Here is a 20,846-nt window from a genome sequence, read left to right on the forward strand (position 1 = left end):
GGGATTTACGGTGAAATACGCTAAAGATGCACTGGATGATTACCTGCATTTTCTTCGGGTGGAGCGGCAGTTAGCCGAAAACACGCTCGTTTCATACGAACGGGACCTTAAAAGTTATTTGCAGTATTTAAAGGAAGTTGAACAGCTTGATTCCTTGCGGAAAGTGGAGCGTGTACATATTTTGAATCACTTGCGCCATTTGAAGGAAACGACGAAGACTTCGCGTACCGTTGCACGGCACATTTCATCGATCCGCTCGTTCCATCAATTCTTGATCCGGGAACGGGTGGTCGACAATGACCCGACGGTGCACCTCGAAATGCCCCAAATGGAAAAGAAATTGCCGAATATCCTGTCGATCGAAGAAGTGGATGCGCTCATCGAAGCGCCGGCCCGCGATAAAGCGAACGGCATACGGGACCGGGCGATGCTGGAATTGCTCTATGCAAGCGGCATGCGCGTCAGTGAATGCATCAATCTGGATATAGAAGACATCAATTTGACGATGGGCTTTGTCCGCTGTTTCGGCAAAGGCGGCAAAGAACGCATTATCCCGCTTGGCAAATCGGCCCTCGAGGCATGCCGCAGCTACCTGGAGACAGCCAGGGGCCAGCTGGTGAAAGAAGGGGCTGCAACCGATTCCCTGTTCATCAACCAGCGGGGTAAGCGGCTGACGCGGCAAGGCTGCTGGAAATTGCTCAAGCAGCATGCCCAAAAAGCCGGAATCCAGAAGGAATTGACACCGCATACCTTGCGCCATTCATTCGCTACGCATTTGATTGAGAATGGGGCGGACCTCCGGGCAGTCCAGGAAATGCTCGGGCACGCGGATATATCCACGACCCAAATCTACACGCACGTCAGCAAGACCCGATTGAAAGACGTCTATAGCCAGTTCCATCCGCGGGCGTAGCAAAAGCGGCGCAAACGGACGGTTATGCCCTTGCCAGACAGCGGTGCCATGCTCCAAAGCAACGCTGTCCGATGGCCGGGAACATGGATAGAAAATAAATCTCGAAAAATAGGTCTGACTTCTGACAAGAGTGCAGTTTGTGGTAATATAGAATCGTAAATAAGGAGGAAAACAAATGACGAATAAACCTTTTGAACGAATTCACCTCGTAGTGCTAGATTCTGTGGGAATCGGAGAAGCACCGGACGCTGAAGCGTATGGCGACAAAGGATCCGATACACTTGGGCACATTGCGGAAGCAGTTGGCGGACTCTCGATGCCGAACATGGAGAAGCTCGGTCTGGCCAACATCGTTCCCGTGAAAGGGCTTACGCCAGCGGAACAGCCTCTGGCACATTTCGGCAAATTGCAAGAAGCTTCTGTCGGCAAAGATACGATGACTGGGCACTGGGAAATCATGGGCCTCAACATCGATACGCCGTTCAAGGTCTACCCGGACGGCTTCCCGGCGGAATTGATCGAGCAGCTGGAAGAAAAGACCGGCCGCAAAGTCATCGGCAACAAACCGGCGAGCGGCACCGAGATTCTGGATGAACTGGGTGCAGAGCATATGGAAACCGGCGCAATCATCGTCTATACTTCTGCCGATCCGGTTCTGCAAATTGCAGCGCACGAAGAAATCATCCCGCTCGAAGAGCTTTACCGGATCTGCGAAATCGCACGTGAACTGACATTGGCCCCTGAATTTTTGGTGGGCCGCATCATTGCTCGTCCGTTCTTGGGCGAAAAAGGGGCTTTCAAGCGGACATCGAATCGCCATGACTATGCCTTGAAGCCATTTGGCCGCACGGTCATGAACGAATTGAAGGACATCGGCAAAGATGTGATCGCCATCGGCAAGATCAATGATATTTTCAACGGCGAAGGCGTGACAAAAGCGCTGCGCACGAAAGACAATATGGATGGAATGGACAAATTAGCACAAGTTGCCGGGCAATCCTTTACGGGCATGAGCTTTTTGAACCTCGTCGATTTTGATGCCCTGTTCGGCCATAGACGTGATCCGAAGGGCTATGCGGAAGCGCTAGAAGCGTTCGACCGCAGATTGCCGGAAGTGCTCGAAGGGATGAATGCGGATGATTTATTGATCATTACAGCCGACCACGGCAACGATCCGACATTCCCGGGCACGGACCACACCCGCGAATTCGTGCCGCTGCTGGCATATTCACCGCGTTTTGACAGCGGCAAAGAACTTGCGCTTGGCAAAACTTTCGCCGACATCGGCGCAACGATCGCGGATAACTTTTCCGCACCGATGCCGCAATTCGGCACGAGCTTCCTGTCGAAATTGGATGGCGCGGATCGCTGAAACGCAGCAACCTCAATACAGCAAATGGATAGATCAAATCAGATTGAAAAAGGTGGGTATTTGCCATGAGAATGGTCGACTTGATCGAGAAAAAGCGTGACGGCCTGGAATTGACGACTGAAGAAATCCAGTTTATCGTCGCCGGCTATACAAAAGGGGAAATTGCCGATTATCAGATGAGTGCATTTTTGATGGCGGTTTATTTTCAGAACATGACGGAGCGTGAACGCGCTGATTTGACGATGGCGATGGCGAACTCTGGAGACCAGATCGATTTGTCTGCAATCGACGGCATCAAAGTGGACAAGCACTCGACAGGAGGCGTCGGCGATACGACCACGCTCGTCCTTGGGCCGCTTGTTGCAGCGTGCGGCGTGCCGGTAGCGAAAATGAGCGGACGCGGGCTCGGCCATACGGGCGGGACAATCGATAAGCTCGAAGCGATTGAAGGCTTCCACGTGGAATTATCGACAGAGGATTTTATCAAGCAAGTGAATGACATCAAACTTGCGGTGATCGGCCAAAGCGGCAATTTGACGCCTGCCGACAAGAAGCTCTATGCACTGCGTGATGTGACGGCAACCGTCAACAGCATTCCGTTGATTGCCAGTTCGATCATGAGCAAGAAAATTGCAGCCGGTGCGAATGCCATCGTCCTCGACGTGAAAATCGGGGAAGGCGCATTCATGAAGACAGAAGAAGATGCACGAGAGTTGGCCCATGCAATGGTCGGCATCGGAAATGCAACGGGACGCAAGACAATGGCGATTATTTCTGACATGAGCCAGCCGCTCGGCTTTGCAATCGGAAATGCCTTGGAAGTGAAAGAAGCCATCGAAACCCTACAAGGAAAAGGACCTGAAGACCTGACAGAGCTGTGCCTCGTGCTCGGCAGCCAGATGGTGGTTGTCGGGGGCAAAGCGGAAACCCTTGAGGAAGCCCGCGCGATGCTCGAAGAAGTCATTGCCAACGGCAAAGCGCTCGAAGTGATGAAGCAGTTCATCGCAGCGCAGGGAGGCAATCCCGCAATCGTTGACGACGTCGGTTTGCTGCCGCAGGCGAAGTTCGTAAAAGAGATTCCGTCGAAGCAGGCCGGTTACATTTCCTTTATGGAGGCAGATGAAATCGGGACAGCTGCGATGGTGCTCGGAGCCGGAAGAGCGACGAAGGAATCGGAAATCGACTTGGCTGTCGGCCTCGTGCTGAACAAGAAAGTCGGCGATTATGTAGCGGAAGGCGAAAAGCTTGCCACAATTTATGCCAATACTGAAGAACTCGCAGATTGCATAAATATGATATATAATAGTATAGAATATACAAGCGAACCGGTTGAAAAGACACCGCTGATTTCAGCGCTGATCACCGATTAAAATGGCTTGCTGGGTTTATTCTCAGCAAGTTTTTTTATATCCGTAATGGACCGTTCGTCATCCATAGGAGGGAAATCATGCATTTATACGGCACTCAGAAGATCAACGCGCAAGGGCATCTTGAAATCGGCGGAACGGATGCGGTTGAATTGGCTAAAACCTACGGCACGCCGCTTTTTGTTTACGATATCGCCTTGTTCCGTGAACGGGCACAGGCTTTCCAGAAAACGTTCGAAGAAGCCGGCATCGGCTATCAGGTCGCTTATGCAAGCAAAGCGTTTTCAAGCATTGCCATCTATCAGGTTGCAGCAGAAGAAAACCTGTCGCTCGATGTCGTTTCGGGGGGAGAATTGTATACAGCATTGAAAGCGGGCTTCCCGAAAGAAAAGATCCATTTCCACGGCAACAATAAAAGCTTGGAAGAACTGGAGATGGCGTTCGAAGAAGGGATCGGCTGTATCGTGGTCGACAATTTTCATGAAATCGGCCAGTTGAAGAAAATTTCCAAAGACCGGAAACAACCGATGAATATCCTGCTGCGCGTAACACCGGGCATAGAAGCGCATACCCATGACTATATCACCACCGGCCAGGAAGATTCGAAATTCGGCTTTGACTTGAACAATGGGCAAGCAGACGACGCTTTCGGGCAGACGCATGAGCACAAGTATCTGAAGCTATTGGGGCTGCATTGCCATATCGGCTCCCAGATTTTTGATACGGCGGCATTCCGCATGGCCGCGGAAAAGCTGATCGGGAAAATGTCGGCATGGCACGGAGAAACCGGCTATCTGTGTCCGGTCCTGAATCTTGGCGGCGGCTTCGGCATCCGCTATACCGCAGAAGACGAACCGCTTGAACCGTCCGTGTATGTCAAAGGGATGATTGAAACGGTCAAGGAAACCGCGGCAGCAGCCGTGTTCCCGCTGCCGGAAATCTGGATTGAACCGGGCCGTTCGCTTGTCGGCGACGCCGGCACGACGCTTTATACCGTCGGATCGATGAAGGAAGTGCCAGGGACGCGCAAATACGCGGCTGTAGACGGCGGGATGTCGGATAATATCCGTCCGGCGCTTTACGGGGCGAAATACAGTTCACTGGTCGCCAACAAAGCGGAGGCAGCTTTGACCGAGCATTATACGATTGCCGGCAAATGCTGCGAATCCGGCGATAAACTCATCGAAGATGCCGAACTGCCGCCATTGGAAGCCGGGGATATCCTGAGCGTCTTCTGCACCGGCGCCTATGGCTATTCCATGGCGAGCAATTACAACCGCCTGGCGCGCCCGGCTGTCGTGTTTGTGGAGGACGGCGGGCATCAGCTGGTGGTGAAGCGTGAAACGCTTGAAGATCTCATCGGACAGGACATGTCTTACCGGAAACAGGTGAAAAGCTGATGAACCGCGTCAACGTTACGCTGCTGATCATCCTGCTGCTAATGGCCATCGGATGGGGCGTCGTCTACTGGCTCTTTCTCGCCGAAAACGTCATGTAGGGGCGGCTCCGGCAAACTTGAGTTATTTCCCGATCTATAGTAGGATGGAAAAAGCCGCTTAAAGACGAAAATGAGGGATTGAATATGTTATTCAGATATAAGAAATCTTTTGAGAAAATCGCAATGGGGCTTCTTTCGTTCATGCCTAAAGAGCGAGAGCTGAAAAAATTGCAGCAGACGATGCATATTTACGAAGAAAATCCTGATTGGCAATTGTTCCTTTGGAAAACAGACGATGATTTTGTCGGGCTCCTCGGAGTGGAAGTCGGCGACGACTTCTTCACGCTCCATCATGTGTCGGTCAACCCTTCCCATCGCGGGGAAGGCGTCGGTCAGGCGATGATAGAGAAGATCCAGCAGATTATGCAGGACAAAGAAATGCGCACAACAGATGAAACAGCGGCGTTTATACAGAAGTGCCTAGAGAAAAAAGCGCAAATTTGATTCTGCAAAAACTTATGGAAGAGTGCCGAAACCCGGCACTCTTTTTTATGTTATATAAATATAATGATGTTGCGTTGGCAGCAGCCAAAAGAAAACAGCGTCCCTGAAAAAAGGGGCGCTGTTTTTGCAACTTTCGAAGCAGGCTTTTTATTAGAGTTCCAAATTGCGCTTTTTCCGCTGTTCGCGCAGATTGATGATCGAAGAGCGGTCGCGCAGCCGGTGCTTGTGCATGATGAAATGCGGGTCCTGCTCTTTTGACGGGTGCTCAAGCATATAGGCCGCAACGCTTTCCTGCAGTTCCTTGGAAATGACCGGCAGCTGAAACGGCTCGAAAGGTTTGCGTTCGGTCACAGCCAGGATGGCGCCGGATATCTGTTCGATGAGTTCCGAGCGGTCGAAGCCCTCCACCCAAATGCCGGCATCCGACAGTTTTGCCTTGGAACGGATGAACGAGCGGAGTGCCCCCGGATAATTGCTCCTTCTCCAGTGGTACATGCCGACAGCCACTTGGATCCAGCCGGTCAAAGGGTGCATCTTGTCTTTCGGTGCGAGCGCCTTCCAGTACTCCTCGCCGACTTCATGGCATTCAAAATAATCTTTCTCTATATTGAAATGAATAATGTATTGGATAAAGAGCTTGTGTTGGAGTGGGTGCATTTTGAACCCCTTTCTACTATAATAAAGTGAATGGTTTCTTTTTGGATTGCGAGTCAAATATACAGTCAGGTGGCGAATCATGTCATACGAAGTGAAAGTAGAGGCTTTCGAAGGCCCGCTAGATTTATTATTGCACTTAATACACCGTTTGGAAATTGATATTTACGATATACCGGTTTCTCAAATCACTACACAGTATATGGAACATATCCGCGCACTGCAAGTGCTGGAACTGAACGAAGCGAGCGAGTACCTCGTCATGGCGGCAACGCTCCTGGCGATCAAGAGCAAAATGCTGCTGCCGGTCCACGAAGGCGATATGGACGACATCTCCTTCGAATTCGACGAACAGGACCCGCGTGAGGAGCTCGTATCGCGGCTTGTGGAATACCGCAAATTCAAGGATGCTTCTCTTGCGTTGAAGGAAATGGAATCGAACCGCTCGGCGATCTACACAAAGGCCCCGATGGATTTGACCGATCTGCAGACGGCTGCCCCTCCGGAAAACATCGACCTGGAGGTCAATGCCTACGACATGCTCGGCGCGTTCCAGAAGATGCTGCGCCGCAAACAGCTGAAGGCGCCGCTTGCTGCCCGGGTGGCGAGGCAGGAAGTTTCGATCAAAGACCAGATGACGTCCATTGTCGGCCGGCTAAAGGCCAATAAGGGGCGCACAAAATTCACGGAGCTGTTTCCTTCGAACGACCGGACCGTACTAGTGGTGTCGTTCCTGTCGGTCCTGGAGCTGATGAAGCGCCAAGTGATCGGAGTGGAGCAGGAGAAAAATTTCACCGAACTGATGGTGGAACTGAAAAAGGAGACGTGGGATTATGATGACGACTCTTTCGAGTAAAATAGAAGCGTTATTGTTTGTTGCAGGAGATGACGGGCTGACAATGAGCCAGCTCCAATTTTTAACGGAAGCGGAAGCACACGAGATATCAGCAAGTGTCGATAGTTTGACACAGAAATATTCAAGCCCGGAAACCGGCATTATGCTGAAGGAATTGGCAGGGGTTTATCAGCTGGTGACCAAGCCGGAAATGGCGGAGACGATCCAGAAGCTGGTGGAGAATCCGACCCCCCAGGCCCTTTCGCAAGCCTCCCTGGAAGTGCTGGCGATTGTTGCATACAAGCAGCCGATCACGCGCCTTGAAGTTGAAGACCTGCGCGGGGTGAAGAGCGAAAAGCCGCTCCATACCCTTGCGGCTAAAGGGTTGATCCAGGAAACCGGCCGGGCGGAAGGCGCCGGGCGCGCCATCCTTTACGGCACAACGATGGAATTTCTGGACTATTTCGGTTTGAAGGATCTGGACGAGCTTCCGCCGTTGCCGGAAGAAGATGCGGCAGATGAGGAAGAGACGGATTTGTTCATGACAAAATTCCAGGAAGCATTCAAAGAGGAAGTTGAAGTCTAAAAAGCCTGTGGAAGAAGACTGTGGAAGCCAAACAGTCTTCTTTCTCTTTTAGCGAAAATGTGACATAATTCCGAGAGAGACGAACGGATACAAGAATGTTTACAGCAATCGCGCTTCCGCTTTTCTATGGAAGGCAGCAGCTGCCTATTTGGCGGTACTGCTGTTTTTCAGCAAAACTATCAATGAGGTGAACTTATGGAGAGATTACAGAAAATGCTTGCGCATGCAGGTGTAGCATCCCGACGCAAGTCGGAGCAATTAATATTGGATGGGAAAGTCAGAGTCAACGGGAAAGTGGTCAAGGAACTGGGCACGAAAGTAACCCAGAACGATACGATTGAAGTCGAAGGGGTCCAATTGGAGAAAGAACAGAAAGTCTATTATCTCCTTTACAAGCCGCGCGGCGTCATTTCGGCCGTTACGGACGATAAAAACCGCAAAGTGGTGACGGATTTCTTCAGCGATATTGAAAAACGGATCTACCCGGTCGGCCGTCTGGATTATGATACGTCGGGCTTGTTGATCATGACCAATGACGGCGAATTCGCCAATTTGCTGACGCATCCGAAATTTGAAATCGATAAGACCTATGTGGCCCGCTTGAAAGGAATTCCGACAAAAGAAGATCTTAAAAAGCTGGAACGCGGCATCAAACTGGAAGACGGCATGACCGCGCCGGCAAAAGTGAAGCTGCTGTCGGGCGATAAGAAAACCGGCAAAGCAATCGTCCAGATCACCATCCACGAAGGCCGCAACCGGCAAGTGCGCAGAATGTTCGATGCCATTGGGTTTCCAGTGCAGAAACTGAGCCGCGAGCAGTTCGCTTTCTTAACTTTAAAGGGGCTGAATGCCGGCGAATCACGGGAATTATCAGCGCATGAAGTCAAGCTTCTCCGCGTCATGGCTGAAACCGGGAAGCGGGTTTAACGTTCACAAACCCTTCAAATGTGGTTTTTTTTCGCCTCGGAAACTTTGCTATAATTGGATTTGCATCCAGACCTCGAAGGAGGAAGTACATTGAATGAGAAAAAAAACAAGAAAAAACAAAACCGTCTGATCATGCGCTCGGCCATTTTATTGGTGCTGATCGCGGCGATCGGTTACACCATCTACAATAGCGTCACGGCTAAAGACGTGATGATTCTGGAGCCGGGCGATGAGGCGCCGAACTTCTCGCTCACCGATTTGGAAGGGAACCAGCACAAATTGTCCGATTATAAAGGGCAAGGCGTTTTCCTGAATTTCTGGGGCACTTGGTGTGAGCCGTGCAAGGAAGAGATGCCGGCAATGGCCAGCCAGTATGCCGATTACAAGGACAAAGGCGTGCAAGTGCTTGCCGTTAATATTGCCCAATCGGATTTCGAAGTGAAGAGTTTCGCCGACCAGTACGGCCTCACGTTCCCTGTCGTCATCGATAAGACCAAAGACGTCATGACCGCCTATAACATCCGTCCGCTGCCGACCACGGTTCTCGTTAACCCGGAAGGCGATATCGAACGCATCATTACGGGCGAGATGACAGAACAAGACATCCAAGGCTATATGGAATCAATCAAACCTGAATAAGGAGTTTTTTCGGATGGAGAAAATGCAATGCAAGTGCGGCCATATGAATCCGCCCGGAACTGTTCTTTGTGAATCGTGCGGGCGGTCTTTGACTGAAAAAGAACAAAACAGCAAACTCGTCGATATGCGTTACGAGGGAACGGCAAGAAGGTCGCAAACCTATAACAAATCGATCGTCGACAAGATCTGGAATTTCTTCTCCAGCGTGAAAGTCGGCGTCAGCATTATCGTCGTGCTTCTCGTAGCAGCAGCCATCGGCACCATTCTGCCGCAGGAAGAATACGTCGATGTGCCGGTCAGAACACCTGAAACGATCGAAGCTTATTATTCGGATGTCTACGGCAGCATCGGGAAAGTCTATCATTTCCTTGGCTTCCATGACCTGTACGGATCCGTGTGGTTCATCATCCTTGTCGGCATGCTCGCGATTTCGCTCATTGTCGCAAGTTTGGACCGCTTTGTGCCGCTTTACCGTTCATTGAAAAACCAGCGCGTGCTTCGGCATGCCAGTTTCATGAACAAACAGCGCATCTTTGCGGAAGGGTCCGGTTCAGCGGACACCATGAAGTTGGCTGAAGAAAAATTAAAAGAATTGAAGTACAACGTCACGACCGACAAAAATGGGCTTCTTGCAGAGAAGGGCCGCTTTTCCCGTTGGGGCCCTTACGTCAACCATATCGGATTGATTATCTTCCTGTTCGGGGTCATGCTTCGCATGATGCCGGGATTCTATGTCGATGAAACGCTCTGGCTGCGCGAAGGGGAAACCCGTGCGATTCCGGAAGCTCCCGGCTACTCCCTTGAAAATAAAGGGTTTGTCGTCGAAAATTACACAGGCGAAGACGAAGAGGCGAAGTTTGGTGAAGCACTGGACCGCGTAGGGTCGGTCGCGAAAAACTACCAGACGGACATCGTCCTCTATAAAAAGCCGGAAAACAGCCTGCCTGGGGCAACAGATATGGAAAAAGTGAAAGAGTATCCGATCCGCGTCAATGAACCGTTGAAATTCGACGGCTATGCGGTTTATCAGATGGATTTCAAACAGAACGAATTGAAATCGATGACGTTTTCCTTGTTGAACAAGGAAACGGAAGAAACGTTCGGCGATTTGACAGTCGATCTGGTCAACCCGGATAAAGAGTATGAAATGGAAAATGGCAGCAAAGTCAAATTGCTGGGTTATTATCCGGATTTCTCCGGATTCGAAAACGGCGAACCGCAGACGGCTACGCCGCTTCCGAACAATCCCGGCCTCTTGGTGGAAATGACCACCCCAGAGACGCCGGAAGGGGAAACCAGCTTCATCACCATCCAGAACACAGTGGAGCCGTTTGGGGATAACCAGTACAAACTGGCCTTCCAAAGCGCGGAAACGCGTGATGTTTCCGGTTTGACCATCCGCAAGGACCGCACATTGCCGATCTTGGGCTTGGGCGGCCTGATATTCATGATCGGGGTCGCACAAGGGATGTACTTCAACCATCGCCGCTTCTGGATCCAGCAAAAAGCGGACGGCGGCATCATGCTCGCCGGACATACCAATAAGAACTGGTTCGGCTTGAAGAAAGACCTGGATCAGGTAACCGAATATGCGGCGCTTCCTGCCTATCGGGACCAACAGGAAGCAATGGAAAAACTGGAGAAAAAGGAAGGTGAACTGACGTCATGAGTTTAGCTGACATTAGCGCGAATTTATTATATGTGGCCTTTATCGCCTACCTGATTGCGACATTCGTTTTCGGAGGAGCGGTAAAAGGCAATAAATCCGGTTCGTTCAAATCGGAAGGCCGGTGGGGGAAAATCGCATTTGCGATCACAGTTCTCGGCTTCCTGGCAAACCTCGGGTATTTCTTTACCCGCTGGGGCGCAACCGGACATGCACCGCTTAGCAATATGTTCGAATTCACGACGGCATTCGGCATGACGCTTGTCGGCGGATTCATCATCATTTATGCATTGTATAAAACGCCAGTGGTGGGCATGATCGTCCTGCCGATCGCATTGCTGATCATTGCGTTCGCCAGCATGTTCCCGAGCGAAGTGAGCCCGCTCATACCGGCGCTCCAATCAAACTGGCTGGCGATCCATGTCAGCACCGTAGTAATTGCTGAAGGGATACTCGCCATCAGCGCAGCTGCCGGGTTGGTCTTTCTGCTGAAAGAAGTGGATATGGCGAAAAAGTCGAAGCAGCGCTTCTGGCTTGAAGCCATCATGTACTCGCTTGTTGTGGTGATGGGCTTTGTCATCGCCAGCACTTATTTCACAGCGACCGGCTATGAAGCCGAATTCAGTTACGTGGATAAAGACGGCGCTGAAGCCTCAATCACGTATAAAATGCCGCCGATTTTCGGCATGAATGAATACACTCAATTGACCGAAGGCACTATGACGCCGCTGGCGGAGACGCCGGCAGTGGTCAACGCCAGCAAACTGACGACGGTCGCATGGTCCTTCATTGTGGGGACGGTGCTTTACTGGCTGATCCGTTTGGTGGCGCGCAAAAGGATTGCCGCAATTTTCAAGCCTTTTGTCAAAAACGTCAATTTGCAGCTCATGGATGAAATCGGCTACCGGGCCGTCATCATCGGCTTCCCGCTGTTTTCACTGGGAGCGTTGATTTTTGCCATGATCTGGGCACAGATTGCCTGGTCCCGCTTCTGGGGCTGGGACCCGAAAGAAGTATGGGCATTGGTCACATGGCTTTTCTACGCCGCCTACCTGCATCTGCGCCTTGGAAAAGGCTGGCAAGGGGAGAAATCCGCGTGGCTCGGCGTGGTCGGCTTCGCGATCATCATGTTCAACCTGGTAGCAGTCAACTTGATTATTGCAGGGCTGCATTCATACGCTTAAGCTCCAAAAGCCTTTTCCGGAAACGGAAAGGGCTTTTGCTTTATAAGGCAAGGGATGCCAGTTTCCGATGGTTCCGGAAAAGCTGCCGGCCGGTGGAAAAAGCCTAAGCCTTTTCAGCTAGAGCAAAAGGCTTTTTATTTATTTTTAAGTAGGTAGACGGTACAATGAAACCGAGAGAAAAAGTTGGAGGGATTAAGATGTCAGAGGAAATCACAGTCCTAGTTGTGGACGATGAGGAAAGAATCCGCAGATTACTGAAAATGTATTTAGAACGCGAAGGCTACCTGGTGGAAGAAGCTGAAAACGGCACCCAGGCGCTGGAGATGGCAATAGAAAAAGATTACCACTGTATCCTGCTCGATTTGATGATGCCGGAAAAAGACGGCATCGAAGTGGCGACGGAACTGCGCGAAACCAAGATGACGCCAATCATCATGCTGACCGCAAAAGGCGAAGAAGCCAACCGTGTCCAAGGGTTTGAATCCGGAGCGGATGATTACATCGTCAAACCGTTCAGCCCGCGTGAAGTCGTGCTGCGCGTCAAAGCGATCCTGCGCCGGTCATCGGCCTATTCGCCGGTCGCCAAATCGACGGTTTCCAAAGACCTGGTCGTTTTTCCGCACCTGACGATCGACCATGATGCCCACCGCGTCACAGCGGATAATGTAGAAGTCAACCTGACGCCAAAAGAATACGAATTGCTGTATTTCCTGGCGAAATCGCCGGACAAAGTTTTTGACCGCGAACATCTGCTGAAAGAAGTCTGGCATTACGACTTTTTCGGTGATCTGCGCACAGTCGACACCCACGTAAAGCGGCTGCGCGAAAAATTGAACCGCGTTTCGGAAAGCGCTGCAAAAATGATTGTCACGGTGTGGGGCGTCGGCTATAAATTCGAGGTAGGAAATGAATAATTTTTTACGAAGTGTAGTCGGGAAGCTATGGATCACCATATTGCTTCTCGTTTCCTTTGTCCTGTTCATTGTGACAGTGCTGCTTTTGGAATTTTTGGGCAATTACCACAGTGAAGCGGTCGAAGAAACGCTGAACCGGGAAGCGGCTACCATCGCCCGCATCTTCAATGACCATGCAGAACTTGAAAATTCGTTGGCTATCATGGAGGATATCCTCGGGCCACAGACGAATGCCGTAATAGCGGAAGTTCCTAAAGAAGCTTCCTATTATATTCACGATGGCCTCAATGGCAATGCGCTGAGAGAAAAAATCCTCAACGAAAAAGCGTTCCAGAAAGTGTTTGAAACCGATGAAACGGTCATGAAGGAAATGCTTCTGCCTTCATTGACGGAAGAAGACCGCATGGAGCCGTATATCGTCCTGGCAAGTCCGCTCCAGACGGGCGAACAGGTCCACGGTACCGTGTTCATCTATCAGTCGCTGGAAGTGATGGACCAGACCGCTGAGCGGACGACGAACATCGTTTTTCTCTCGGCATTTATCGCTTTCTTGCTGACGACATTTTTTGCCTTTTTCCTGTCGACGCGCATTACCTTGCCGCTGCGGAAAATGCGGGAAGGTGCGTTTGAATTGGCAAAAGGGAAATTCGACACCAAAGTGGCAGCGACTTCAAGCGACGAAATCGGGCAGCTGGCCGTCGCATTCAACCAGATGGGCCAGCAGCTGAAGCACCATGTCGAAGTGATCAACCAGGACAAAGAGCAGCTGTCGAGCATCCTGACGTCGATGGCGGATGCGGTCATTACATTCAATCAGGACCGGACCATCCTTTTAAGCAATCCTCCTGCAGAAAAATTGCTGGAGCAATGGCTGTTGAAAAGGGGCATGGAAAGCGGGGAGCCCCTGCCTTCGGAAATGATCCACATGCTGGAGCACGTCCTCGATTTCGAAGAAGAAATCGAAGAAGAGCTGGAAATGGAAGGCGCCTATTACGCCATCTCGTTCAGCCCGCTCTACAGCGGAGATTCAATCCGCGGGGCAGTGGCTGTCCTCCATAACATGACAGAACAGCACAAGCTCGAGAAACTGCGCGAAGATTTCATAGCCAATGTTTCGCACGAACTCCGGACGCCGATCGCTATGCTCCAAGGCTATAGCGAAGCGCTTCTGGACGACGTTGGGGCTTCAGAGGAAGAGCGGCGCGAAATGACGAAAATCATTTATGAAGAATCCCAGCGCATGGGGCGCCTGGTGACTGATCTGCTGAATCTGGCCAGAATGGAATCGGGCCATATGCGCCTTTACAAAGAACCGGTTCAGCTTAACGGCGTGATCGAACGGATGACACTGAAGTTCCTGCCAATCGCAAAAGAGAAAGGCATCGAACTTTCATTCCAGACGGAATTGGACGACTGGGCTGCAGCGGAACTCGACGAGGACCGGATCGAACAAGTCATGACTAACCTGATCGACAATGCCATCCGCCATACCCTCGAGGGCGGCCAAGTGGTGGTCAAGGTTTCGATGGAGCAAGGCTATGCCAGAATCTCCATCAACGATACCGGAGTTGGCATCCCGGAAGAAGACTTGCAGTATGTATTTGAACGCTTCTACAAAGCGGATAAAGCGCGTACGCTTGGCAAAGGCGGAACCGGCCTTGGCCTAGCGATCGCCAGCAGCATCATTAATGCGCACGGCGGTAAGATTTATGCCGAAAGCAAAGTCGGCGAAGGCACGTCGTTCATCTTTTTGCTGCCGTTATTAAAAATGTAACTTTTTGAGACTGGATACGACTAATCTAAGAACGGGGGGAGTACATGAAGGACTCCGTTTTCCACCGCCTGTACGACGAATACCATCAGGATGTATTCCAGTTCCTGATTTATCTCGTCAAAAACCGCCATTTGGCTGAAGACTTGATGCACGAAGTTTACATCCGTGTGTTCCGTGCATATGACCGGTTCGAAGGGAAAAGCTCGGAAAAGACCTGGCTTTTTTCTATTGCCAAAAACGTGGCGATCGACCATTTCCGGAAAGCGGCGGTACGGAAAAAGCATAATTTCGAGCATTTTGATTGGGAAACCCAGCAATTGGCTTCCAAAGAGCGGATTCCCGATGAAGTCGCCTCGTTGAATGAAGATAAAGTGCAGTTGTACCGAATGCTGGATGAGTGCACAGGCGATCAGAAAATGGTCATCATTATGCGCTTCTTCCAGGATTTGTCCATCGCCGAAACCGCCGATGTGCTGGGCTGGACCGAAGGAAAGGTCAAAACGACCCAGCACCGGGCGATCAAGTCATTGCGCGAAAAATTATCCGCTCAGGAAGGGGGAGAAGCGAATGCCGAATAACAAATGGGATGATGAGCACATCGAAAATTTGTTGCGGGATTTCCCCACGATCAAGGACCACAGGACAAAAGAAGAAGTCCAGCGCCGGCTCGAAAAGAAGGCGCCGCTCCAGTCGCAGCCGAAACGCTGGCTGCCATATCTGGTGGCTGCGTTGGCCTTTATCACGATCAGTTTCCTGGTTGCGTCCATTTTGGACCAGAACAGCAGGGACAGCGCGTTGTTCAGCACAAGCAGCGACGAAGCGGCAGAAGGCTCGGATGCAGAAAGCACGGCTGCAACCGATGCAGGCGGGGAAGCGCCGGCAGAAGAATCGGAAGGCGGTTCAGAGGAATCTTCTGAAAATGCATTCACGATCAACAATCAGGAATCTGCACGCACTGCGGTGTATGCTGGCGACGAGGAAGGCTTCACTCCGTTTTCTATCGGGCTGACTGAAAATGCGCTGGTCATCCCGGTGACATTCCTGATACCGGACCAGCAAATTGCCGAAGATTTCCCGGACACAACGCCGACTTCGGTCGATCTCTATAATAAATATGCAAGTGAAATCAATGAGCAATCGATCGGATTCACTGACTACCATCCTTATCTTGGCACGCTCAGCATGGAAGGCGATACCGTGAAGCATGTCCTGCCGAGCGATCATCAATATGACCAGGCATCTGCCAGCATCGAGGTGTATATCGCTTCCCTGAAAGAGACGTTCAGAGATGCAAAAACGATTGTTGTCGAGAATGAAGACGGAACACCTGTGGAATTCAGCCAGGTCGGACCGCTTGAGCCGATCGATGCGCAAGAAGGCAATCTGGCTTATTACGCCCACACGACGGAAGCGGGTGAAACCTACCTCGTTCCGGCGTACGGCATGCCGCAAGCTTCAGCAAAAGAGGCAATCGAAGCGTTGCAATCTTCGCCGTCGGACCTCCACGTGGGAACGATTCCGGAAGACTCCGAGATCACAGTTACGGAAGCGGACGAACTGGTGACGGTCCAATTCACAACCGAATTCGACTTGGAGTCGCTTGACGGCCCGGCTGCTGATCGGCTGCTTGACAGCCTCGCGCTGACGGCTAAATCTTTCGGGAAAAGGGTGCAGGTAGACAATACCAAGCAGGATCAATGGGCGGGCTTCGACTTGTCCGAGCCGCTGCCTGAACCGGTGGCGCCGAACGAAGCCCAATGGAAATCAAAATAAAGCAAGGCGCATTGGAAGAGCTTGTTGAGAAAGATATAAAATACTTGTCTCTTAATCGATATTCCGCAAAACAGCTTCATAACATGAATGTTTCTATTAAAAAGAAAGCCTCTCCAGCGCCGGCGCGTCCACTGGCTGGGCAATAAAATGGCCCAAAGGTAGTTTGGGCCATTTTATTTGCGACGAAGCTAGCGAAGCGATGCAGGAGCAGAAGGTTTTAACTAGGAGACGAGTGGTTTTCTCGGCTCCTAGCGAAAGCCAAAGAGGTGCCCAAAAGTTTTTGGGCACCTCTTTTGCGACGAGCTTGCGCAGGAGCAATGCCCTTACTGTTTCGAAGCTAGCGTAGCGACGGTTTTTCATGCACCGAAGCTAGCGTAGCGATGCAGGTGCAATGCAGAAACAATCGTCTTTCTCCTTCCCAAAGCGGCCGAAGCGATGTAACAGCTTGTTTCATTCATCGGAAAATTTATAAAAGTTTTCTCGAAAGCCTGATTGTAAGCAAACATGTTTACAATCAGGCTTTTTTCTACTAATATTAGGATGTAAAACAAAATATCGATTCATCTTCGGGGCAGGGTGCAATTCCCTACCGGCGGTAATTGAGCCTTAGGTTCATAAGCCCGCGAGCCGTAAAACGCAGGATTTGGTGAGATTCCAAAGCCGACAGTATAGTCTGGATGGGAGAAGGTGAAGGTGCGGACGTGTGTCGCCGGTTTCCGGTGCAACGCTTTTTAAATGTGCCTTTTCTCCCTTAAGTGCCTAGCGCTTAAGGGTTTTATCATGCGGCCACATAGTCCAAGCTTTTCTTCTGGTGAATCACGACAAGGAGAGAGGAATATGAAGAACAAAAAACTGCAATCGATGATTGCGATTGGGATGTTGAGCAGCATTTCGTTTATCTTGATGCTTTTCAACTTTCCGCTCCCGGCGCTGCCTGCATTTCTTAAAGTGGATTTCAGTGACGTGCCGGCTTTGATCGCTGCAATCACCATGGGGCCGGTGGCCGGAATTCTGGTGGCATTTTTCAAAAACGTATTGGACTGGCTGTTTGCTGGCAGCCCGACCGGTGTGCCGGTTGGCCATATGGCAAACTTTGCGACAAGCATCTTGTTCATTTTGCCGGTCTATGCTATCTATCGTAAATTCTCAAACAAAAAAGGGATGGCGTTCGGGCTCGCTGCCGGAACGGTATCGATGGCGCTTGGCATGAGCTTGCTGAACTATTTGGTATTCCTGCCGATGTACACCTATTTCCTGAACATGCCTGCCCAAACAGGGAGTGCGCTTTTTGGCACGATCGTTCTGGGAATCCTGCCGTTCAATCTGATCAAAGGTCTGGCTCTGACAGCAGTGGTATTGCTCCTATTTGCGAGCCTGCATAAATGGATTGAAAAACAGCAGCGCTATTTCCTATCCCATTGATAAATAAAAAAAGCGTTCAGGAATGCGGATCCGCATTCCTGAACGCTTTTTTATGTTCTTCAGTCTTCGTATTTAAGAGGGTTGCCATCGAATGGGGCATCCGCGACTTTGATCGAGTCCGTCGGACATCCTTCGAAAGCATCTTCCATATCTTCTTCCAGTTCGTCTGGAACTTGCTCAGTGCCCATGTTATCATCTAGAATAACAAACGCAATTCCTTCGTCGTCGTAATCATAAACATCCGGTGCTGCAGCTCCGCAAGCGCCACATGCGATACAAGTATCCTTATCGACAATGGTATACTTAGCCATAAATTGATTCCTCTCCTTTATCTCCGAACAAGTTCAGTTATACTATCGTATTCATTCTAAAGGTGTTTGTCCGGATTTTCAACCAAAAACCGTCAGGAGGTGCCCCTTGCTATTCGATGAATTTTTAATTTCCATCATGAAAGCGGTAAATCTGGAGCGCACGCTGTCTTCACCTTATCATTTGATCAAAGGGAAGAAATCGGGACAAACGATCCAGGATATCGGTTATTACCAATTATATCCATATTTTGCGGTCATGCCGAAGCTTGAAAAGGCGATGTATGACGACGTGGTTAAGAGCCTATTTACGCGGAACCTGCTCCGCCCGAACGATGAAGTGATCGATCTGGCAGATGCTGCCTTCGAACTGGAAATTCCGCCGGTCAGCGTCAATGGATGGAAGTACCGGGGCAATGAAGCGGTTTTCCTCCGGCGCTTATCGCTGATCGTCCAAACATTGTCCTACACCAGCCAGCAGGAATTCAATTTCGACCCAGTCCACAATGCCGAAGACGTGCAAGGCTGGGTCAAGCGCTATTTAAAGGCGATCCGCTTCAGGGAAATGGACACCGTCCGGTCCTTCAAGGCGGAAATAGAGGTGAGCCTGGAACGTACACGGATACCGGATAGCCAAAAATTGATGCTCATGCAGCGGATGTCCGGCAAGGGATTGAGCGGCTTGACCTGGTCGCAGATTGCTGCAGGCCAAGGGATCCATCCTCTGGATGCCCAGTTGGCGGTCATTGAAGCGCTCCATACATGGCTCGATGTTCTGGAGTCCAAAGAATTCCCTTTGCTCCTGCCGCTCCTCGAAGGCGTCATTGAGCAATCCGCTTTGACGGATTCGACGCGCCGGACCGAGAAGTTGTTTGAACAGGGCCTGTCCCTCGAAGAGATAGCTGCCGTCCGGAACTTGAAAAAGAGCACGATTGAAGACCATTTTGTCGAATTGGCCATGAATGATCCTTTTTTCAACTACACCGCATTCGTACCGGAGAATCTGTACAGGCAAATCATGGAGATCAGCAGCGAACGAAAAACCAAACGGCTCCGCGAAATCAAAGACCGGCTGCCGGATGCGACTTATTTTCAGATCCGCCTGGCATTGGCAGTCAAGGAGGTGCCGAAATGAAACTAGAAGAATTGCTCTATACTACATACGGGTTTGACACATTCCGCCCGGGCCAACGGGAAGTCATCGAACAAGTGCTCCAAGGAAAAGATGTCATTGCGCTTCTGCCGACAGGAATGGGCAAATCGATGTGCTACCAATTGCCGGCCCATCTGCTTACTGGGAGCGTGCTGATTGTGTCGCCGCTCCTGTCATTGATGCAGGACCAAGTGGCACAATTAAAGAAAATGGGCGAGAAATCAGTCGTCGCCATCAATTCCTTTTTGAAGCCGGAAGAGAAAGAGAAAATCTGGAGCCAGCTCGGCAGTTACCGGTTCATTTTTGTCTCTCCTGAAATGCTGGTGCAGCCGTTTGTCAAAAAGCAGCTTCAGCGCATCCGGATCTCTCTATTGGTCGCCGACGAAGCGCATTGCATTTCCCAGTGGGGCTTTGATTTCCGCCCGGATTATTTGCGGATCGCCGAAATCCTTCCTGTTATCGGCCATCCGCAGATCCTTGCCCTAACTGCTACCGCTACGGCGAAAGTGACGGAAGAAATCAAAGGCTACCTTCAATTAAAGGAGCCGTTTGTCTATAAGCACGCAATGGACCGGCCGAATATCGCATACGATATCAAACGTTTCCTTACGTCTAAAGAAAAGCAGGACTGGCTGGAGGAATTCGTGCTCCAAAGCGGAGGCCCTGGAATCATTTACACCGGTACGCGCCGGAAATCACAGGAGCTGGCTGATGTTCTGGCGTCTCTCGGCATTTCGGCAGCTTATTACCATGGCGGCATGGAGCACCAGGACCGCATTTTCGTCCAGCAGCAATTCCAGAACGGGGAACTCGACTGGGTGTGTTCGACAAATGCATTCGGCATGGGCGTCCATATTGCGGACATCCGGCATGTCATCCATTTCCAGCTGCCGACTTCGATTGAAGGCTACGTCCAGGAAATCGGCCGGGCAGGGCGTGACGGCAAACCTGCGCTGGCAACATTGCTTTATGCAGAAGGCGATGAAGGGCTCATGGGCAGCCTCGTCATGGATGAATTGCCGACGCGCCGCGAAATCGATGAACTGGCTGCCGCAAAGGGCGATGCCAGACGGTTGGTCGATGAAGGGATTGTCCGGGAAACGGCTTACCGGGTCGGGTCTTACTGGCTTTCTCGATTGAGCCTCGAGGAAACTCATCAGCAGATCGAAAGCTTGCAAAGAGGCAAACTCAAGCAGATTGATAAAATAAAAAAGTTCATCCATTTTGAGGGCTGCCTTCGGGAGTATCTATTGTCCGCCTTTGAACAAGACCTGCAAAAAAAACCTGCAAACTGCTGCAGCAACGACGGAATCGACTATTCGAGGTTTATTATCAGCAAAGCAAAGAACGATAAATCTACAATTGATAATTGGCAAACCCGTCTGAATGGACTATTGCCACTGGCATAATCTTCCGT

At 50.8% G+C, this 20,846-nt stretch carries 21 protein-coding genes and 1 riboswitch; of the genes, 19 read left to right on the forward strand and 2 right to left on the reverse strand.

The window, feature by feature from the left end:
• Positions 1-10: 10 nt before the first annotated feature.
• From xerD to ACFSDB_RS06590, 5 genes are all read left to right on the forward strand, one after another.
• Positions 11-913, forward strand: a complete 903-nt coding sequence (gene xerD / locus ACFSDB_RS06570) for a site-specific tyrosine recombinase XerD (protein ID WP_204892376.1) — start codon at positions 11-13, stop codon at positions 911-913.
• A 175-nt stretch (positions 914-1,088) separates the two neighbouring features.
• On the forward strand, positions 1,089-2,285 hold the full coding sequence (gene deoB / locus ACFSDB_RS06575) for a phosphopentomutase (RefSeq protein WP_204892375.1): 1,197 nt from the start codon (positions 1,089-1,091) through the stop codon (positions 2,283-2,285).
• Positions 2,286-2,350: 65 nt separating this feature from the next.
• Positions 2,351-3,655, forward strand: a complete 1,305-nt coding sequence (locus ACFSDB_RS06580; RefSeq protein WP_204892374.1) for a pyrimidine-nucleoside phosphorylase — start codon at positions 2,351-2,353, stop codon at positions 3,653-3,655.
• Between the two features lie 77 nt (positions 3,656-3,732).
• The gene (lysA, locus tag ACFSDB_RS06585; RefSeq protein ID WP_204892373.1) at positions 3,733-5,052 is read left to right on the forward strand and encodes a diaminopimelate decarboxylase; all 1,320 of its coding nucleotides are present in this window, start codon (positions 3,733-3,735) and stop codon (positions 5,050-5,052) included.
• Positions 5,053-5,234: 182 nt separating this feature from the next.
• Positions 5,235-5,594, forward strand: coding sequence for a GNAT family N-acetyltransferase (locus tag ACFSDB_RS06590; RefSeq protein ID WP_204892372.1), 360 nt, complete (start codon positions 5,235-5,237; stop codon positions 5,592-5,594).
• A gap of 150 nt (positions 5,595-5,744) precedes the next feature.
• Here the strand turns inward: ACFSDB_RS06590 and ACFSDB_RS06595 are convergent, their stop codons facing one another.
• Positions 5,745-6,251 carry a DUF309 domain-containing protein gene (locus ACFSDB_RS06595; RefSeq protein WP_204892371.1) on the reverse strand — a complete coding sequence of 169 codons (507 nt, stop codon included), beginning with the start codon at positions 6,249-6,251 and terminating at the stop codon, positions 5,745-5,747.
• 79 nt (positions 6,252-6,330) lie between these two features.
• Here ACFSDB_RS06595 and ACFSDB_RS06600 point away from each other — a divergent pair, with 79 nt between their 5' ends.
• The 12 genes from ACFSDB_RS06600 to ACFSDB_RS06655 all read left to right on the forward strand — a co-directional run bounded on the left by ACFSDB_RS06600 (position 6,331) and on the right by ACFSDB_RS06655 (position 17,968).
• Complete coding sequence (locus ACFSDB_RS06600) at positions 6,331-7,104, forward strand: segregation/condensation protein A (protein ID WP_204892370.1); 774 nt, start codon at positions 6,331-6,333, stop codon at positions 7,102-7,104.
• A complete protein-coding gene (gene scpB / locus ACFSDB_RS06605; protein WP_204892369.1) occupies positions 7,082-7,669 on the forward strand; it encodes an SMC-Scp complex subunit ScpB in 588 nt (195 codons plus the stop codon). Before ACFSDB_RS06600 ends, scpB begins: the two co-directional genes overlap by 23 nt.
• A gap of 195 nt (positions 7,670-7,864) precedes the next feature.
• Positions 7,865-8,596 (forward strand): pseudouridine synthase, encoded by a 732-nt coding sequence (locus tag ACFSDB_RS06610; protein WP_204892368.1) that lies wholly within the window; start codon positions 7,865-7,867, stop codon positions 8,594-8,596.
• Between the two features lie 90 nt (positions 8,597-8,686).
• Positions 8,687-9,235, forward strand: a complete 549-nt coding sequence (resA, locus tag ACFSDB_RS06615) for a thiol-disulfide oxidoreductase ResA (protein WP_377339478.1) — start codon at positions 8,687-8,689, stop codon at positions 9,233-9,235.
• A 13-nt stretch (positions 9,236-9,248) separates the two neighbouring features.
• Positions 9,249-10,904: a cytochrome c biogenesis protein ResB gene (gene resB, locus ACFSDB_RS06620; protein WP_204892367.1), complete on the forward strand. Its 1,656-nt coding sequence runs from the start codon at positions 9,249-9,251 to the stop codon at positions 10,902-10,904.
• Positions 10,901-12,085: a c-type cytochrome biogenesis protein CcsB gene (ccsB, locus tag ACFSDB_RS06625; RefSeq protein WP_204892366.1), complete on the forward strand. Its 1,185-nt coding sequence runs from the start codon at positions 10,901-10,903 to the stop codon at positions 12,083-12,085. Before resB ends, ccsB begins: the two co-directional genes overlap by 4 nt.
• 197 nt (positions 12,086-12,282) lie before the next feature.
• Positions 12,283-12,999, forward strand: coding sequence for a response regulator transcription factor (locus ACFSDB_RS06630; RefSeq protein WP_204892365.1), 717 nt, complete (start codon positions 12,283-12,285; stop codon positions 12,997-12,999).
• Positions 12,992-14,773, forward strand: a complete 1,782-nt coding sequence (locus ACFSDB_RS06635; protein ID WP_204892364.1) for an ATP-binding protein — start codon at positions 12,992-12,994, stop codon at positions 14,771-14,773. Before ACFSDB_RS06630 ends, ACFSDB_RS06635 begins: the two co-directional genes overlap by 8 nt.
• A gap of 44 nt (positions 14,774-14,817) precedes the next feature.
• Complete coding sequence (gene sigX, locus ACFSDB_RS06640; RefSeq protein ID WP_204892363.1) at positions 14,818-15,351, forward strand: RNA polymerase sigma factor SigX; 534 nt, start codon at positions 14,818-14,820, stop codon at positions 15,349-15,351.
• The gene (locus ACFSDB_RS06645; RefSeq protein ID WP_204892362.1) at positions 15,341-16,546 is read left to right on the forward strand and encodes a GerMN domain-containing protein; all 1,206 of its coding nucleotides are present in this window, start codon (positions 15,341-15,343) and stop codon (positions 16,544-16,546) included. The genes sigX and ACFSDB_RS06645 overlap by 11 nt, the downstream gene beginning before the upstream one ends.
• Positions 16,531-16,692: a hypothetical protein gene (locus ACFSDB_RS06650; protein ID WP_204892361.1), complete on the forward strand. Its 162-nt coding sequence runs from the start codon at positions 16,531-16,533 to the stop codon at positions 16,690-16,692. Before ACFSDB_RS06645 ends, ACFSDB_RS06650 begins: the two co-directional genes overlap by 16 nt.
• Before the next feature lie 412 nt (positions 16,693-17,104).
• Positions 17,105-17,239: riboswitch (FMN riboswitch) on the forward strand.
• A 144-nt stretch (positions 17,240-17,383) separates the two neighbouring features.
• Positions 17,384-17,968 (forward strand): ECF transporter S component, encoded by a 585-nt coding sequence (locus ACFSDB_RS06655; RefSeq protein ID WP_204892360.1) that lies wholly within the window; start codon positions 17,384-17,386, stop codon positions 17,966-17,968.
• 59 nt (positions 17,969-18,027) lie between these two features.
• On the opposite strand, the gene ACFSDB_RS06660 is transcribed toward ACFSDB_RS06655, so the two are convergent.
• Positions 18,028-18,279: a ferredoxin gene (locus ACFSDB_RS06660; RefSeq protein ID WP_204892359.1), complete on the reverse strand. Its 252-nt coding sequence runs from the start codon at positions 18,277-18,279 to the stop codon at positions 18,028-18,030.
• A gap of 106 nt (positions 18,280-18,385) precedes the next feature.
• Here ACFSDB_RS06660 and ACFSDB_RS06665 point away from each other — a divergent pair, with 106 nt between their 5' ends.
• A complete protein-coding gene (locus ACFSDB_RS06665) occupies positions 18,386-19,411 on the forward strand; it encodes a YpbB family protein (RefSeq protein WP_204892358.1) in 1,026 nt (341 codons plus the stop codon).
• Positions 19,408-20,838, forward strand: coding sequence for a RecQ family ATP-dependent DNA helicase (locus ACFSDB_RS06670; protein ID WP_204892357.1), 1,431 nt, complete (start codon positions 19,408-19,410; stop codon positions 20,836-20,838). The genes ACFSDB_RS06665 and ACFSDB_RS06670 overlap by 4 nt, the downstream gene beginning before the upstream one ends.
• The last annotated feature ends 8 nt before the right edge of the window (positions 20,839-20,846 follow it).

Origin of the sequence: Planococcus chinensis, from assembly GCF_042681545.1 — a bacterium.
GTDB classification, from domain to species: domain Bacteria; phylum Bacillota; class Bacilli; order Bacillales_A; family Planococcaceae; genus Planococcus; species Planococcus chinensis.

What these genes read in the sequence shown, in the direction of transcription:
- deoB (WP_204892375.1), top strand. Translation starts at nt 1,089, where the DNA reads ATGACGAATAAACCTTTTGAACGAATTCACCTCGTAGTGCTAGATTCT.
- ACFSDB_RS06580 (WP_204892374.1), top strand. Translation starts at nt 2,351, where the DNA reads ATGAGAATGGTCGACTTGATCGAGAAAAAGCGTGACGGCCTGGAATTG.
- lysA (WP_204892373.1), top strand. Translation starts at nt 3,733, where the DNA reads ATGCATTTATACGGCACTCAGAAGATCAACGCGCAAGGGCATCTTGAA.
- ACFSDB_RS06590 (WP_204892372.1), top strand. Translation starts at nt 5,235, where the DNA reads ATGTTATTCAGATATAAGAAATCTTTTGAGAAAATCGCAATGGGGCTT.
- ACFSDB_RS06595 (WP_204892371.1), bottom strand. Translation starts at nt 6,251, where the DNA reads ATGCACCCACTCCAACACAAGCTCTTTATCCAATACATTATTCATTTC.
- ACFSDB_RS06600 (WP_204892370.1), top strand. Translation starts at nt 6,331, where the DNA reads ATGTCATACGAAGTGAAAGTAGAGGCTTTCGAAGGCCCGCTAGATTTA.
- scpB (WP_204892369.1), top strand. Translation starts at nt 7,082, where the DNA reads ATGATGACGACTCTTTCGAGTAAAATAGAAGCGTTATTGTTTGTTGCA.
- ACFSDB_RS06610 (WP_204892368.1), top strand. Translation starts at nt 7,865, where the DNA reads ATGGAGAGATTACAGAAAATGCTTGCGCATGCAGGTGTAGCATCCCGA.
- resB (WP_204892367.1), top strand. Translation starts at nt 9,249, where the DNA reads ATGGAGAAAATGCAATGCAAGTGCGGCCATATGAATCCGCCCGGAACT.
- ccsB (WP_204892366.1), top strand. Translation starts at nt 10,901, where the DNA reads ATGAGTTTAGCTGACATTAGCGCGAATTTATTATATGTGGCCTTTATC.
- ACFSDB_RS06630 (WP_204892365.1), top strand. Translation starts at nt 12,283, where the DNA reads ATGTCAGAGGAAATCACAGTCCTAGTTGTGGACGATGAGGAAAGAATC.
- ACFSDB_RS06635 (WP_204892364.1), top strand. Translation starts at nt 12,992, where the DNA reads ATGAATAATTTTTTACGAAGTGTAGTCGGGAAGCTATGGATCACCATA.
- sigX (WP_204892363.1), top strand. Translation starts at nt 14,818, where the DNA reads ATGAAGGACTCCGTTTTCCACCGCCTGTACGACGAATACCATCAGGAT.
- ACFSDB_RS06645 (WP_204892362.1), top strand. Translation starts at nt 15,341, where the DNA reads ATGCCGAATAACAAATGGGATGATGAGCACATCGAAAATTTGTTGCGG.
- ACFSDB_RS06650 (WP_204892361.1), top strand. Translation starts at nt 16,531, where the DNA reads ATGGAAATCAAAATAAAGCAAGGCGCATTGGAAGAGCTTGTTGAGAAA.
- ACFSDB_RS06655 (WP_204892360.1), top strand. Translation starts at nt 17,384, where the DNA reads ATGAAGAACAAAAAACTGCAATCGATGATTGCGATTGGGATGTTGAGC.
- ACFSDB_RS06660 (WP_204892359.1), bottom strand. Translation starts at nt 18,279, where the DNA reads ATGGCTAAGTATACCATTGTCGATAAGGATACTTGTATCGCATGTGGC.
- ACFSDB_RS06670 (WP_204892357.1), top strand. Translation starts at nt 19,408, where the DNA reads ATGAAACTAGAAGAATTGCTCTATACTACATACGGGTTTGACACATTC.